The sequence below is a fragment of the Desulfovibrio simplex genome, from assembly GCF_055387835.1.
In genome coordinates, this window is sequence record NZ_AP042377.1 from 2,485,457 (window position 1) to 2,501,544 (window position 16,088).

The 16,088-nt window shown below is 57.8% G+C and carries 12 protein-coding genes; 7 read left to right on the forward strand and 5 right to left on the reverse strand.

The window, feature by feature from the left end; translation table 11 throughout:
* Positions 1–19 precede the first annotated feature (19 nt).
* The gene (locus tag ACZ5DH_RS10370; protein ID WP_179979932.1) at positions 20–295 is read left to right on the forward strand and encodes an HU family DNA-binding protein; all 276 of its coding nucleotides are present in this window, start codon (positions 20–22) and stop codon (positions 293–295) included.
* A 114-nt stretch (positions 296–409) separates the two neighbouring features.
* Positions 410–1,288, forward strand: a complete 879-nt coding sequence (gene dapA, locus ACZ5DH_RS10375; RefSeq protein WP_464254212.1) for a 4-hydroxy-tetrahydrodipicolinate synthase — start codon at positions 410–412, stop codon at positions 1,286–1,288.
* Between the two features lie 527 nt (positions 1,289–1,815).
* On the opposite strand, the gene ACZ5DH_RS10380 is transcribed toward dapA, so the two are convergent.
* The 3 genes from ACZ5DH_RS10380 to ACZ5DH_RS10390 all read right to left on the reverse strand — a co-directional run bounded on the left by ACZ5DH_RS10380 (position 1,816) and on the right by ACZ5DH_RS10390 (position 9,872).
* Positions 1,816–3,015 (reverse strand): iron-containing alcohol dehydrogenase, encoded by a 1,200-nt coding sequence (locus ACZ5DH_RS10380; protein ID WP_464254213.1) that lies wholly within the window; start codon positions 3,013–3,015, stop codon positions 1,816–1,818.
* 1,509 nt (positions 3,016–4,524) lie between these two features.
* The gene (locus ACZ5DH_RS10385) at positions 4,525–7,527 is read right to left on the reverse strand and encodes a hypothetical protein (protein ID WP_464254214.1); all 3,003 of its coding nucleotides are present in this window, start codon (positions 7,525–7,527) and stop codon (positions 4,525–4,527) included.
* Between the two features lie 953 nt (positions 7,528–8,480).
* The gene (locus tag ACZ5DH_RS10390) at positions 8,481–9,872 is read right to left on the reverse strand and encodes a radical SAM protein (protein WP_464254215.1); all 1,392 of its coding nucleotides are present in this window, start codon (positions 9,870–9,872) and stop codon (positions 8,481–8,483) included.
* Between the two features lie 778 nt (positions 9,873–10,650).
* On the opposite strand from ACZ5DH_RS10390, the gene ACZ5DH_RS10395 reads away from it, so the two are divergent.
* From ACZ5DH_RS10395 to ACZ5DH_RS10410, 4 genes are all read left to right on the forward strand, one after another.
* Positions 10,651–11,739, forward strand: a complete 1,089-nt coding sequence (locus ACZ5DH_RS10395) for a BMP family lipoprotein (protein WP_464254216.1) — start codon at positions 10,651–10,653, stop codon at positions 11,737–11,739.
* 25 nt (positions 11,740–11,764) lie between these two features.
* Complete coding sequence (locus tag ACZ5DH_RS10400; protein ID WP_464254217.1) at positions 11,765–12,397, forward strand: hypothetical protein; 633 nt, start codon at positions 11,765–11,767, stop codon at positions 12,395–12,397.
* A gap of 45 nt (positions 12,398–12,442) precedes the next feature.
* Positions 12,443–12,631 (forward strand): hypothetical protein, encoded by a 189-nt coding sequence (locus tag ACZ5DH_RS10405; RefSeq protein ID WP_464254218.1) that lies wholly within the window; start codon positions 12,443–12,445, stop codon positions 12,629–12,631.
* Between the two features lie 130 nt (positions 12,632–12,761).
* Entirely contained in the window at positions 12,762–13,841 is a 1,080-nt protein-coding gene (locus ACZ5DH_RS10410) for an ABC transporter substrate-binding protein (protein WP_464254219.1), read from the forward strand.
* A 294-nt stretch (positions 13,842–14,135) separates the two neighbouring features.
* Here ACZ5DH_RS10410 and ACZ5DH_RS10415 read toward each other — a convergent pair whose 3' ends face one another.
* Both ACZ5DH_RS10415 and ACZ5DH_RS10420 read right to left on the reverse strand, forming a co-directional pair.
* Entirely contained in the window at positions 14,136–14,282 is a 147-nt protein-coding gene (locus tag ACZ5DH_RS10415; protein ID WP_464254220.1) for a hypothetical protein, read from the reverse strand.
* 149 nt (positions 14,283–14,431) lie between these two features.
* On the reverse strand, positions 14,432–15,481 hold the full coding sequence (locus ACZ5DH_RS10420; protein ID WP_464254221.1) for a bifunctional methionine sulfoxide reductase B/A protein: 1,050 nt from the start codon (positions 15,479–15,481) through the stop codon (positions 14,432–14,434).
* Between the two features lie 368 nt (positions 15,482–15,849).
* On the opposite strand from ACZ5DH_RS10420, the gene ACZ5DH_RS10425 reads away from it, so the two are divergent.
* Entirely contained in the window at positions 15,850–15,993 is a 144-nt protein-coding gene (locus ACZ5DH_RS10425; protein WP_464254222.1) for a hypothetical protein, read from the forward strand.
* The last annotated feature ends 95 nt before the right edge of the window (positions 15,994–16,088 follow it).

The following is a 16,088-nucleotide window of genomic DNA, read 5'->3' on the forward strand; positions in this document are numbered from 1 at the left end:
ACGCTGTTACGGAGGCGTGATGAACAAAAGCGAACTTATCAAGGCGCTGGCCGACGAAACCAATATCCCCTTTGATGATGCGTCAATGGTGGTAAACACCTTTTTTGACGCCATGAAGCAGTCCCTTCTTGCCGGAGAGCGCATTGAAATTCGCGGCTTTGGCAGTTTTAAAATCAAAGAGTATGAGGGCTACGCGGGGCGCAACCCCAAGACAGGGGAAAGCGTCACCGTGTCCTCGAAACGTCTGCCTTTTTTCCGCGCTGGCAAGGAACTGAAAGAATTTATAAATCAATAGGCATAGTTGCACAACGCGGCTTTGCCGCAATCTGAGCCGAACGGAATGAAGGTACGCCTTCATTCTCGGCGTTCGGCCATCCATAGGCGCGCAAAGCGCGCCAAGGAGACCGCCATGCTGTTTTCCGGTGCTATGACAGCGCTTGTCACCCCCTTCAAGAATAATGCCCTTGACGAGGAGGCCTACCGAAACTTCATTGAATTCCAGATCACTGAAGGTATTCATGGCCTGGTGCCCTGCGGCACCACCGGCGAGTCCGCCACCCTCAGCCACGAGGAGCATGAAAGGGTCATTGAAATCTGCATCGACCAGGCCAAGGGCCGTGTTCCCGTCCTGGCCGGGGCCGGTTCAAACAACACGCTTGAAGCCATCCGCCTGACCCGCTTCGCCAAAAAAGCCGGGGCCGCCGGAGCGTTGCTCATTACACCCTATTACAACAAACCGACTCAGGAAGGGCTGTTCCAGCACTACAAGGCCATAGCCGAAGCCGTGGACATTCCGCTTGTGCCCTACAACGTGCCCGGCCGAACGGGGTGCAACCTGTTGCCCGAAACCCTGGCCCGCCTTGCCAAGGCTTTTCCCAACATCGTTGGCGTCAAGGAAGCCACCGGCGACATGGCCCAGGGCAGCAAGACCCTGTCCAGCTGCCCCGAGAAATTCAGTGTGCTTTCCGGCGATGACTTCACCGCACTGCCCCTCATGGCCCTGGGCGGCAATGGCGTCATTTCCGTTACGTCCAACCTTGTGCCCGGTCGCATGGCCGCCATGGTCAATGCCTTCCGCAAGGGTGATGTGGCCGGAGCCGCGCGCATCCATCATGAACTTTTCCCGCTGCATGAAGCCATGTTCTTTGAAAGCAATCCCATCCCGGCCAAGACGGCCCTGCACCTCATGGGCAAGATGGAAGCCGAGCTGCGCCTGCCCCTTTGCCCCCTGGGCGAAGTAGCCAAAGAAAAACTTACCGCAGTGTTGCGCCAGATGAAGCTCATTTAGACCAGAGTAACTTTGAAATGATTCACATTTCAAAGTTACATGCTCTGGGCTGAAAACATTCGGCGGCAGTGCGCCAAGCATTTGGCCCCGGTCCCGCGGGAGCCTGTAAATAAAAATCCCCCGGCAGTGCTCCTGCCGGGGGACTTTTGCATCAAAGATTCCCCCTGACGCGGTTCTTAGAGCAATTTCACTTTGAAATGGATATTTTCAATGCGAAAATACTATAGTAGCACACTGTCACATTGCAAAACTTTGTGGGGGCGGGACCCTTTTGCAAAAGGGTCCCGCCCCCACACCCTAAAACTCTTTATTGCATTTGAGTATAGTACCAGCGTAATTGCAGGCCACACACAGCCGCCATGCAACGAGTGAGCCCCACTGATGGACACTGCAAGGCAAGTGAAAGCACTCAAAATAAATCTCGGCCGTACCAGGGGGCTCATACCAAAAAGCAGACTGGCCGCCCCAAGGGGCGGCCAGTCTGCTTTTTTACGGCGCTGCCGATGCAGGGCGCCTGCACTCAAAACTTACATGGCGGCCTTGTAGATGGCGGCCACGGCTGCGTCAGTCATGGTACGGGGGTTGGTAAGACCGCAGGCGTCCTTCTGCGCGTTGCCCGTCATGGTGGGGATATCTTCTTCCTTCACTTCCTTGCCGTACTTCTTGCCAAGAGCCTTGAGCCCTTCAGGAATACCCACGTCCTGAGACAGGATATTGATGGCCGCAATAGCCTTTTTGGAAGCTTCGTCAGCGCTCAGGCCGTCGGTGATCTCGCCAAGAATGCGGGCGATGCGGGCAAAGCGACGGCGGGTGGCGATGCGGTTGTATTCACACACGTGCGGCAGAAGAATGGCATTGCATTCACCATGGGGCAGGTCATAGAAGCCGCCCAACTGGTGCGCCATGGCGTGAACATGACCCAGGCTGGCATTGTTGAAAGCCATACCGGCCAGATACTGGGCGTAGCACATGCCTTCACGGGCTTCTTTGTCCTGACCGTTGGCAACCGCGCGACGCAGGTAACGGTTGATAAATTCCATGGCCTTTTCGGCGCAGGCGTCGGTCATGGGCGTGGCGGCGGTGGAAACATAGGCTTCAACGGCGTGCGTCAGGGCGTCCATGCCGGTGGCCGCGGTAAGGGCCGGGGGCATGCCCATCATGAGCAGGGGATCGTCAATGGCGACGCCAGGAGTGCAGCGCCAGTCAACAATGGCCATCTTCACCTTGCGGGACGTGTCGGTGATGATGCAGAAGCGGGTCATTTCAGAAGCGGTACCAGCGGTGGTGTTGACGGCCACGTAGGGCGGGAAGGGCTTGGAGGACTTGTCCACGCCTTCGTAGTCATGAATTTTGCCGCCGTTGCCAGCGAGAAAACCCACGCCCTTGCCGCAGTCATGCGAGCTGCCGCCGCCAAGGGTGATGATGCTGTCGCATTTTTCCTTTTTGTACATGGCAAAGGCAGCATCCACGTTCTTGTCGGTGGGATTGGGCACAGTCTGGTCGAAAATGGCGTACTTCATCTTTGCGGCGTCAAGGATGCCGGTGATCTGCTTCAGAATGCCAGCCTTGACGATGCCCTGGTCAGTAACGATCAGGGGTTTGCTGCCGCCAATATTCTTAAGCCGAACGGGGATCTCTTTGGAACATCCCTCGCCCACAAGGGTAACATTGGGAATGAAGAAGGAAGTGATCTGGCCCATGTGCATGCTCTTAAGCTCAGTACTCATAGCGACTCCTGGCGTTATGCGAGCACAACATACCTAAGTTACTTAATGTATGTGCCGCAGTGATAAGAAAGCGTCCGTTATGAAAACAGTACCGCATAGAAAAATCCATTGCAATAGCTGTAGAGCGTAACTACCAAACCTTTTAAATTATTTTTGCTTTAATTTGTATGTTCTTTTTTACACAACTAAATATATTTTGTTCTTTTTTGCACAATACAACATTGTTTGAGTGTTCACCCAAAAAAAGAAACCGTGATAATAAGAAACCTATCGGGCTGGGCCCATTGATAAAACGCGCATGCCACGGCTCTTGTGCGCCAGCGAGAAAAAAACAATAGCAAAAACGAAGGGATTCGGGGCGGGCGCGCAATCCAGCATGACTCCGCGTTGCGAAGCCTCAATGACACTACACGACCAGAATGCAGTATCTATTGAGGATATACATTCGTAAAAGAGACTCCTCGCCTGCAGCGCAGTTTATTTGCATACGGGAATACCAGTGCTGCTTTCAGGCTGGATGTCGAGCAAAGGTCGCGGATGCGCATACCCTCATTGAATCATCGGCAACATCAGCTGCGAGTGTGAACGAGGCTCGGCCGCGCGCACGCCGCACTGCATGCGGCGGTTGGGAGCCGCCCGATCATTGCAAGGTGGCAATGCGCTGCACTGTGAAGCACCACGCCAGAGCAGGCAAAAGGCATGAACGCCTGTTGTTGCAGACAGACATATGAGGAGTTCAGCAGGCATACCGCAGGCAAGCGGGTGCGGCGCAAGGGGTTTTTGTTGACGCCATGTTGGCGCGGTGCACTCTCGTGCAGCGTTGGAACATGTACCCTTTTTCAAAGGCAACATACTCTATGATAAGAGTTTCAGGGGGAGGGGGAGGGGGGGAGGAGACCCTTTTTTAGAGCATTTTCACTTTGAAATTGCTCTGGCGACTGCGTGAGCAGGCGCCCGCAGCGAAGGCGTAAGCGCAGCTTCAGCCGTTGCCCGCAGGGCTTACGGATGCTTCAAGCGTTGTGACGCAGGAAACTACGCTTGAAGACAGCACGCGTAACGACACGGCTTGCCCCATACAATCGCTGTCGCCATCCGTAAGCCCTGCGGCAACGGCTGCCGCGAAGACAGCACCGCTATTTATTTGCGCTGTTAAGCGCCGAAGCATGCGTGTCTTAAACTTTGAGAATGTCCATTCTCAAAGTTAATCTGGTCTAGAACATTTAAACTTTGAAAAAAGTTAAATGTTCTAACGCTGCACGAGAATGCACCACGCCACAACGTGGCGGGGATTCTGCCGAGCTTCAGCCGTTGCGACTCAGGAAGCTACGGATAAAGCAACGGCTGCCGCAAAGACAGCATTGATTATCCGCAAGCGGCAAAGACCCGCTAACGGCAACCACAAATCGCATTCTTCAGCTGAATGAAAACTTTGAAATGTGAAGCATTTCAAAGCTAATCTGGTCTAAGGAGGGTCCCTCTCCCACAAAGCATTTCAAAAGGAAAAGTGTTTTAACGCTGCCCGCCCGGCTCCTTCATCTTGCCGGGGCGGCACATGCGGCTCAGGCTCCGCAGGTAGGCTTTGCGCTTATCCAGAAAGAACGCCAGAGGCCGGGAAAAATTGCGCCCCAGCAGGCCGTCCACCAGAAGCTGACTGATCTCACGCTCACGGGTCAGCACAAGCTGCGATCTTGCCAGCACATTGCGGTCAGCTTCGGGCATGGCGCGCGCGACCTGCCGAAAAGCGTCCTGCGCCCGTGGCTGGTAGAACCAGATATACATAAGATCAAGGGCATTGACGATAAAGGCCTTTTCCAGTTCCTTGCCCTTGATGCCCCCGCTGCCCTGAAGCCCCCCCGGACGCGCCAGCTTGATGAGGGCGTCTTCGTGCGGGAAAAGCAGTTCCAGGCGCGTATAACAGTCAAAAAGGTTGTTAAGCTTGCTTTTGTAGTCCCAGCGGCGCATGCGCAGGTTCACCTGACTGTCGGCGTAGCCTTCAATGAGTGCGGCCACCGTGTCAGAAGCCATCTTTGACACCACCGCAGCGCTGGGCACCAGATATATTTCGGGATTAAGCACGCCAAGGCTCTCAAGGCTATACTGCAACATGTAGCCGTAGACAGACGACACGGGAATGGCCAGAGCGCTGCGGAAGAGGTTGCCGATGGCGGCCTCCTTGGGAAAACCGCGAAATACATTGTGCGCGCAGATGTAAAAGCCGTTGATGATGTTCAGGACCGTGAAGACGGTCCAGGGATTCTGGGCCACGGTGATGCCCATGGTTCTGTCCAGCAGCCACACGCGCACCATAACTTCCAGCAGCAGCACGGAGATGCCCGTATACATGAGCGAGTCGCACAAGCGGCTTACGCTGACCTGGTCCTTCCAGTGAAGGAGGGTATCGCGCGTGGCCCCCTTGGCGGCCAGCACCATCTGCACCACATTGCGCACGCCCGTAATGCCGAACCAGATGAAGGTGCCTCCCCAGGCGAGCACCCACCAGTCCTGCGTATACAGAAAGGAGAAAAAGGCGGGCACAAAGCCCAGCAGCACCTTGAGCCAGTTGCAGAACGAACTGTTCAGATAGGCGAAACCGGGACGCCCCGGACCAGCCTGCGGCTTTTTGCCAAGCAGATTATTGCCTGTCGCCGTGCTGAGCCCGCCAAGGTTGATGACGTTGCCCTGGGCGCACACGCGAAAATCTTCGCTGGCGGTCTTCCAGGTCTTGCGACGCTCCAGGCCCAAATGACGGCAGCCGGGCAGCCAGCGCAGACAGGAGGCCAGCCGCTGCCAGGACGAGGGGTTACGGGGCTTGGCATAGCTGTAAACCTCCTCAACCGGCGAACAGATGGGAATTTCAAACTGCTGCTGTCCCCTCCCTTTGTGCGCGGTAAAGCGTCCCTTGGGCAGGGTATCCTTGATGACAAATCCCATGCCGTAGGTAATGCGGCTGGCGGAGCTTGTGCCAAGGCGCGAGCCCAGGGGCTTGTGGCGGTAGTGCTCCCACAACTTCGGCACGTTGTGCAGTATGTCGCGAAATTTGGCGGCCCTTTCTTCGTCCACGGTGCGCATACGGCGCGCCATTTGGCGAATCATCTGTTTTACACGGGGGCCGAGCCCCTCATTGAAGGCCTGCTGCAATTCGCTGATGGGTTTGAGGTTGGCCTGCTGCCGCTCCATCCAGCTCTTCATGTTGAAGATTTCCAGATGGGTAATGTTGCCCTTGGCATCCCATAAAAGCTCGGCCACGTCCTCAACGCTCAGGCCCGAAGTGCAGAGCACCAGACGGTAGCCTGGCGTAAGCTCGGCGAGTTCCCGGGTAAGCTCGAACATGGACAGCCGCATGAGGTGGGGCATCTCTTCCGAAGACGGCGGGCTGTCCAGGTCGGGCAGTTCGGGATGCAGGGCGGCTGAAAGCCATTCCTCGGCTATATGCTCAGGCCCCATACGCTCAAGAACCGCCAGTTCGGCGCGTGAAACGGCGTCGTCGATCTCGGCGAGCCTGGCGGCGCGCTGACGCAGGGCTGGCTGCACATGGCGGTGCAGTCCTTCTGCCAGATGCAGGCTGCTGGCCTGGCCACGCCCAACGAAACGCAAAAAATCGTCTGCCGGCAGTTCGGGTATTTCCACCCCCCAGGCGGCTTCCATCTTGGGGCGCTGGTGCTCGTTCCACAACGAAAGACAGTGCAGGACGCGATCACGCCGCCAGCGCAGCACTTCGCGGCCGCGCTTCATCATTTCCGCCACCTTGGGGCTGTGCAGAAATTCCAGAAAATCCTCATGCGAACTGAAGCCGCGCGGTATCCAGAACAGGCTTACAAAGCGCCCGTAAAATGGCACCTGAAATTCCAGGCCAATACGCACGGCAATGCCCGTAATTTCGGCTGCGCGCAGAATCTCGCGCGCGGCATCGGGCTGCACCCAGTATTCATAGGCCACAGTGAGCGAACGCAGCCCCTTGATCCAGGCATCCATGATAAGATGCGTCGGGGTTTTGCGGCCCTTGGTGTTGGCGTCGTACACATGGTCGTCAAAGGCTATCTGGTTCCAGGCCTCTGGCATTTCGGGCAGATGATACCGCGCCAGCATGCGGCGCACAACGCGCGGCGTGCCCTGCACTGTACGGCGAAAGTCATGCGCCAGCTTGAGTTGTTCCAGAGCGTTGTCGTGAGCGCGCACAATGCTTTTCATGATCTGCATGAGCACGCGCGCCGTATTGCGGCGCAGCGTCGAGTGCGCGCTGTTGAGCACCTCATCATACAGGGTTTGCAGGGCCAGCAGGCGGTCTCTCGCCTGGGTGCGCCCCACCTGAAGATTGCGCAGCAGGTTGATGACGGCATAGGCCATGCGCGAAACCGGAGAAGCGACGAGTTCCTTGATGCCGTGCGGGTGCAGGCTGGGGTCAAAAAGACAGTTATCCGAAGGTTTGTTGTCGGATTCCAGAATGCGGTTGACAAGCACAAGGATATCCCTGTCCTGCTTGTCAAAATAAATGCCACGCCGTACGAAACTCACGCCATGTACTCCTTGCGAAAAACCGCCAGACGGCGGTTGGAATAAACCGTCTGCAACAGTACCGCGCCCCGGCGCTCTCGTCAAATACCCGATCTCAGAGCGGTTTCACCCTGAAACGCACGGGAGCCCACCTGCGCGGGACGGCAGGGCAAAGCCGCAGACGCTCCATGCCGTGAGAGCGGCTTTCTCAAGGCGGCTCGGCGACAAAGGAAAGTATATCGCCATGTTGACGATCAAGAGTGCCCCCGGAAGGGCAAGGCAGGCAGAAAGCGAGAGAAAACGGACAGATGCTCGACAAAAGGCGGGCACGATGCTGTGGCCATACTAGGGCATTTTAACTTTGAAAAAGTGTAAATGCTCTAACGCTGCACGAAAGTGCAGCGCGCCACAACGTGGCGTGGATTCAGCCGCAAATCGCATTTTCGGCTGAATGAAGACTTTGAAATGTGAAGCATTTCAAAGTTAATCTGTTCTAGAGCAGTTTACGGCGGGCGTCTGCTCACGCAGCCGCCAGAGCAATTTCAAAGTGAAGTTGCTCTAAAGTTGGGGGACGAGCTGCCGGATGCTACAGCCCGTCCCCCGGTTGCCGTGGGGCAACCCGGACACACTCCGGCCTGCGCGTCCCGCCGGTTCCGGGACTGAAGGCACGGCTGGCGACTGCCTGGCAAAAGACAATCCACCTGTGGTCCGCTAAAAAAACGCTTGATCACGCCGGGTAAAAACAATTCCGTAGCGCCATGCCGTATCACGCAGCCCGTCGGGGCATGCCTGCCATAACGGCGGCTGTATGCGCGGGCAGCCCGTCAGCACGGCACGGCACCGCTGCACAAATCCCTCACAACTTTTTCACCGCGACTTCCATCGCAACTTTCATCGCTGCTTCCCGCTGAAGCCCCGTGCGCCCCGCGCCGGGGGGGCCGTCGCCCCCGGTACAGCGTCAGCCGGATATGATGTCAGATAAACTCGTCCATACAGCCAGCCCGTACTTTCTTGAGCAGGCGATCAGCCGCGCCGCGCTCATGCAGGGACATTCTGCCCAGCTTTTCATCCAGCAGGCGTTCGCCCTGAACGCGCGTATAGGGCGTGGCGTAATGCAGCAAAAATTCCATAAACGACGCCGCTGAATTGGGACCACACTGCCCCTTCATGCCGCACTCGCGCACCATGGCAAGGAACTCCTCGCCCCTGCGGCCCAGGCGTGGACACGCCGCACAAAACGATGGCAGATGGCGCGCGTCTTCAAGCAGAAAGCGCACCACCTCATCCACATGGCAATCTTCACCCAGGGGAAAGGGCACCTGCTGGCCGGGGGCCACGGTCCATCCTTCATACGGGTTGGCCACACTGCCCGTGAGCAGTTGCGAGGCCCCGGCGCCACAGCCGTCGCGCCAGAGTCCGGCAGGTTCCTTTGTGGTCAGGATGACGCCCGCATGGGGCAAGGCCAGTCTGGCCAGGGCCACACATCGCAGGTAATCGGTATCACTCACCGGATAGGGCACACTCATGAGGCTGCCGGGCGCAGGACGCATCCGGTGCAGGCTTACGGTGCGGCACCCCATATCGTACACGCGCTCGAGATGCTGCGCATGCTGCGCGACAGCAAGCAGGTCAAACTGCCATGGCCCAAGGCCCAGCAGAATACCCATGCCAACGTCGGGCACGCCTGCCGCAAAGGCCATATCAGGAGCGGTAAGACGCTTTATGTAGTCGCTTTTCGGGCCGGCTACATGGGCCTCGCGGTAGCTGGCCTCGTGGTAGGTGTCCTGGTAAATGAGCACGGTGCCCACATAGGCGTCCAGAAGTGCCTGGTACTGGCTGCTTTCCAGCGGCCCCACGTTGACGTTGACGCTGTGGATTTCGCCCACCCCGTCAAAAAGCGTATACAGAATGCTTATGGCTTCGGCCAGGTAGTCCACATCGGCATTGGGCAACTGCCCGCTGACCAGGAATATGCGTTTGTGCCCCTGGCGGATGAGCTTCAAAGCGGCCGCGCGCATCTCCGGAGAGGTCATGTACTTGCGTTCCACAAGCCCGTTGTCCCGCCGGTTGGAACAGTACAGACACTCACTGCCGCAATGGTTGGAAAGGTGCAGTGGCGCTGAAAGCACCATGCGGTCGCCATAGACCTTCTGTTTCACCTCGTCCGCCACGGCAAGAATGCGCTCATGCCCCACCGGATCATCAACACGCATGAGAGCGACGAGTTCGTTCTGGTTCAGGGGCTCCATACGCATGGATTTATCCAGAATATCACGAAGTTCTATGGCGTCCGGAGCCTTCTGGCGGCTCAAGGCTTTTTCAATAGCGGCCACATCAAACCATAGAGGCAATGATTCCGCAGACATACTGTTCACCCTCTCATGCATTTCACAAAAATGTCTGTTAAAAAATTTTCTTTTTTATGCATTTGCTGTCGATGATTTGATTGTCCAATATTTCACATTATACTGTCAAGAAAGAAATGCCAAATATTTTGCAACGTCACCAATAACCACTGCCCCAGAATTGCGCGCAAAAACGCGCCACACCGCTCAGACTGCATACCCGCAGGGCAAGGGTGCTGCCCGCGCCCGTAACCATGCCATAATTCAAAACTCTTGGCTCTGGCGTGCCCGCTGGCTCGGGAGGCGGGTGAACGGTTGCGTGACGGTTGCGTGAAAGGCGCCGTGAGCGACTACAGGCGCAGCCGCCGGAGCTTTCCAGTTGAAATGGTCTGGTACTATACGAGATCAGATCGCCTTCGAAATGTTTCACATTTCAAAGGCGTCACTCCGCCGGAAAAAGCGACTTTACGCAGAATCCACGGCATGTCGCGACGCCCTGCACTTTCGTGCAATGGCAGAACATTTGAGCCTTTTCAAAGTTATCATGCTCTAAATACAATAAAGGTCTCAGGAGGGCGTTGGGGTGGGGGAGCCCTTTTTGCAAAAGGGTCCCTCCCCCACGAGGCATTTCAAAGTAAACTTGCCCTTGCTCCCTGAACATGGTCATTCGCCAGGGAAAGCTGCCGGGAACCTCCTGGCCGTTTCCCGTGTCCGCCCGGGTATTGCGGGCTGCGCCACGCGGGCGTATGCTTGATCTCTGGCCGTCCGGACCCATTTACGTGTTTAAGGAATACCGCCCATGCGCCATCGCGAATCGCCTCTTGTTCCGTCCCCCGTCTTTTCCCTGCTCTGCCTTATTCTGCTGGCCCTCTGCGCCACAGGCTCCCCGTACGCGGCGGAAACGGCCGCTCCCGCCAACGGGCATCCGTTGCGCGTGGCCCTGCTGCTGGAGCATCCCGCCGGCGACGGCGGCTGGAACGACGCCCTGCTGCGCGGCCTTGAACGGGCCCGGCAACTGCCTGTGGCAACCGAAGTTCTGGTGGCCCCGGCCCAGGCCGACACCGCCGCCATCCAGGAATTTTTCCGCAATGCCGCTTCCAGCCATGATCTTGTGCTGGTGGCCTCCGACCAGCTGCACGAAGCCCTGCGCAACAATGCCGCCAACTACCGCCGAACCCTGTTTGGCTGCATTGACGCGGGCATACGCGCGCCCAACATCATGTGCATAACCTTTGCCGACGAACAGGCTGCCTATCTTGCCGGAGCGGCGGCGGCCATGCTCACGGCGCAGACATCCCTGCCCGGCATCAATGCCGACAGGACCATCGGCTGGCTGTCGGGGCAAGACGTGCCCGCCATGCGCTCGCTGCTCAATGGCTTTGTGGAGGGTGCGCGCCTTGTGGACCCGGAGGTGCGCGTCATCAACCGGATCACAGGTTCTTTCACGGACGCGGCCGCCGGAGGAAAGGCCGCCAGCGATCTGCTGGACCAGGGCGCGGACATTCTGGTGCTGGCCAGCGGGCTCGGCAACGGGCCAGCCATGGAACAAGCCGCCAAACTGGGCGCGTATGTCCTAGGACTTGACGGAAACCAGGACGGCAGACTGCCGGGGCGTGTGCTCACCTCCATAGTCAAAAAAGCCGACGACGCAGTCTATGATCTGGTGGCCGCTGCCGCATCGGGCAACTTCAAGGGCAAGGAAATTCTCGTACGCGACCTCAAGAACGGCGGCGTGGATATTACGGATATGGGGCCGTTTCGCGCATCTGCGGGCAAAAACATTCCGGCGGGTATGGACCGCAGGCTGCGCGAACTGCGCGGCGAACTGGAGAACGGCGGTATCCGCCTGAAATCCCTGCGCGAAAGGACACTCTGCGACTGCCTGTAGCGTGGCGCCGCGCAAGGACGCTGCCATGCTTTTTCTTGCCGTGGTTTCCGTGGTCAGGGTTCTGGCCCCACCGCAGTTTCCGGCCCGCGCCCGGGGAATGCAGGGTGCGGCCTTCAGCCCCGGCGCCATGGCTCCTTACCTTGTGCTGCCGCTCTTCGGCGCTCGGGCTTGGGTGGCGAGTTTCCTCATAGTGGCCCTGATGCCCGCCCTGCTCCGCCTCTCGTTGCTCTGGCGTACGCGCGTCATTGCGGCCCAAAACCCTTCCCGGCAACAACGACAGCATATGGCTGTCCCGCAAAACCGTTGCCAGATCAAAACAGCTCTGGTTTCTCGGCTGCTGTCACGGATTTTCTTTTGGCACCATCACTGCTCTGAGCGGCTGGCTGCCACGGTTCTTGCCGACTGCGACCAGAACAGCAAGCCTGAAAACGGGACTCTGGCCGCCGGAGCGGTGCTTCTGGCCGGAACCTTTACCCGCGCCGGCGGCGGTGATCTGGGCGGCAGAAGCAACCTCCACACGCTGCTGACACGCCTTGTGCCAGGCATTTCCCCGCTCCATACGGCCATGCTCTCATGCCCGGCCCTCTGCCCGCACAGACGGCGGGCGTGTGCCTGGCCGTCTTTTGCGGCGGCACCTGCGCCGCGGTGTCTGTTCTGACAATCCGCACTACAGGGCCGGGGCTTGGGCCACAGGGGTGGCTTCATGACCACCGTTGCCTGCCCTATCAAGGAATTGCTCACCCTGCTTATGGGCAATATGCGCGAATACGCGGGTTCATTCGGCCGGCCCTGCGCACAGCGGCGCTGTACCTTTGGGGGCGCAGACTCTGCCATAACGGAAATTTCAGCGAAGGCGACCCGGCCCAACCTTTCAGGCATTGCCGCACAATAAAAAAACAGGTAAACAGATTATGCCCGGCCTCAAACCGGGCCCTCGCGGGGTGCGTCCGAAACCCTGTGGCACCCTTCAGTTACAATCCTGTCCGCCTTCCGGTGTCTCCACATTTTTTCGGGAGAAAATCATGCTAAAAAAATATACGGTCCTATTTCTTGCATTTCTCATGCTGCTGCACGTTACCGCGCCCGTAGCGAACGCGGCCAGACTGGTGCGCGTTCCCACCGCCTGGGTGGACGAGTTTGAAACCTTTCTCATGTGGTACGCCAAGGAAAAGAAGTGGGACAGAGAGGCCGGGCTGGATATTGAAATCCGTCAGTACAATTCCGGCGCTGAAATTCTCAATGCCCACTCCACGGGGGCATGGGTATACGCGGGAATGGGGGTAATACCCGCCATTCTCGGCAATATGCGGCACAATGTCATCGCCATAGCCATAGGGGTGGACGAGGCTGCCGCCAATGGCGTGGTAGTGCATGCCGACAGCCCCATTGCCAAGGTCAAGGGCTGGAACAAAGATTACCCCAATGTGCTGGGCAGCCCGGACACAGTGCGCGGCAAAACCTTTGTGCTTACCTACATCAGCTCGGCGCACTATGCTCTCTCCACCTGGTTGAAGGTGCTTGGCCTTCAGGACAGCGACATCAGCATCCGTGACATGGCGCAGGGGCTGGTGGTGGCCAGTCTTGAAAACCATATCGGTGACGGGGCCGCCCTGTGGGCGCCGCAACTTTATCTGGCGCTGGACAAGGGCGGAGTGCTCGCCGCAGACCTGAAAACCTGCGGCAAGGAAAGCTACACCTACCTTGTGGCCGATACGGCGTATGCCAACGCCAATCCTGAAATAACGGCCAAATTTCTCACGGTGTATTTCAGGGCTGTGGATGACTACCTGAGCAAAAGCCCTGAAGTTTTTTTGCAGGACTATCGGCGCTTTTACCTTGAATGGGCAGGCAAGGACTATGATGAAGAACTGCTGCGACGGGACATAAAGAACCATCAGGTACTGGCCCTGGCCGAACAGCAGAGGCTTTTTGACGAGACCAACGGGCGCAGTGATGCGCAGAAAGACATTGAGGCCGTTGCCCGGTTTTTCGGCAGCCTGGGACGGCTGGGCAAGGACGAACTGTCCAGAGTCAGCACTTCCTCATACGCCAGTGACAAGTACATCAAACTGGTGCCGCCCAACCTCACGCTGAAAAAATAACGCGGCGGCCCCGCCGGCGGCAATCCGGCGGGCCAGTCCGGTGACAGTCCGGTAGCAATCCGACGGCCAAATCAGCGGGCAATCCGGCGAAACCTCACATAACAGCAACGACAACGGCACGGAGCATTCCGTGCCGTTGTCGTTGCTGTTGTCGTTGTCATCTGGTCTGGCAACAGAGAATAAACGTTTTGGGGGGTGGGGGCGTGGGGGAGGCGACCCTTTTACAAAAGGGGCCCTCCCCCACAAAACATTTCAACGTGACATTGCTCTAGACCAGATTAGCTTTGAAATGCTTCACATTTCAAAGGCTTCATTCAGCCGAAAAATGCGATTTGCGGTAGCCGTTAGCGGGGCTTTGCCGCTTACGGATGGCGACAGCGATTGTAAGGGACAAACCGTGTCGTTACGCATGCTGTCTTCAAGCGTAGTTTCCTGCGTCACAACGCTTTAAGCCTGCGTCACAACGCTTGAAGCATCCGTAGCTTCCTTCGTCGCAACGGCTAAAGCTCGGCTGAATCCACGCCACGTTGTGGCGCGCTGCACGAAAGTGCAGCCTTAGAGCATGTATACTTTTTCAAAGTTAAAATGCTCTAACGGCCACCCCTGACAGGTTCGTCAAAACGCGGCACGGACATGTGGCAGCGGCCCCGCCCGGTACGCTCGGCAAAACGCTGGTGATAGGCCTCGGCCTCATAAAAAGGCCCGGCTGGCTCAAGCCGCGTCACCACGTCATAGCCCTTTTCCCGCAGAAGGCTCATGAGCTTGAGGGCCACGGCCTTTTGTTCCGCATCGAGGTAAAACACGGCGGACCGATACTGATCGCCCACATCGGGGCCCTGGCGGTCCAGCTGGGTGGGATCGTGGATTTCAAAAAAGCGGCGCAAAATCTGCTCATAACTGATCTGGGCGGGGTCAAAGACAATACGCACGGCTTCAGCATGCCCGGTGTCGCCCCGGCACACGTCCTCATAGGAAGGGTCGGTCGTATGGCCGCCCGTATAGCCCGACACAACGTCGCGCACGCCGGGCATGCGCCTGAAGGCGTCCTCTACCCCCCAAAAGCATCCCCCCGCCACAATGGCAGTGCCTGTTGTCGCGGCGGCCTGGCTGCGCTGCGCCAGGGCCCTGGCTTCTTCAGGACTGCCCGCGGGGTAAAAGGCCATGGACAGCGAGTTGACGCAATGGCGCGTATTTTTGGCCGTGAAGCCTTCGCCCTCAAAAACATGGCCAAGATGCCCGCCGCAATTGGCGCAGACTATCTCTACCCTTCTGCCGTCCGCATCGGGCAGCCGCCGCACGGCTCCCGGCAATTCGGCGTCAAAGCTCGGCCAGCCGCAGCCGGATGCAAACTTGTCTTTTGAACTGTACAGCGCCGCGCCGCACTGCCGGCAGACGTAGGTTCCCGCCGCCTTGTTGTTTGTAAGTTGACCAGAGTTCGGAGCCTCCGTGCCTTTGCGCAAGATAACGTCCGCCTCGCGTTCGTTGAGAGGCGGCATGGGATATGAGGGCTTCATGGCAGACTCCTGTGAAGGGCTGGCTGAAACAGCGACAGCGGCGTCCGCCTTTGTCGCCGTGAGTACGAAATACAGGCCGCAAAACAGAAAAGCGGCCAGAATCATAAAAAAAACATGGTTACGCATAGTATTCTCACTCTTTCACAGTACAATAACTACCCTGCTGGCAGGGTCAATGCTTCCCTGTGGGCAAGGGCCTTCAGCCTCAGAAAACTGAAGGCCAAAAGGCCCGCACCGTAACACGGAACGGAGCGTCGAGCCGCAACGGACTACAAGGGAAAGACCGCGCGCTTCACCGTGAAGCTTGTCATGGGAAGGCTGCGCGCCCGGTTATGCGGACAGTCGTGGAAGAACTGCGCGTCCTAGAGCATTTTAACTTTGAAAAAGTGTACATGCTCTAACGCTGCACGAACGTGCAGCGCGCCGCAACGTGGCGTGGATTCAGCCGAGCTTTAGCCGTTGCGACGCAGGAAGCTACGGATGCTTCAAGCGTTGTGACGCAGGAAACTACGCTTGAAGACAGCATGCGTAACGACACGGTTTGTCCCTTACAATCGCTGTCGCCATCCGTAGCGATGCTGTCCTGCCCCGTAAGACGGTTCCGTCAACGGTTCAGGCAAGCCCTGCGGGCGCGTTAGCCGTTGCAGCGTCAGCGGCTTACGGATAACGACAGCGACTCTTTGGGTAAGATTTTTGCGTAACCCATTGCCGTCTTTATCCGTAGCTTCGCGGC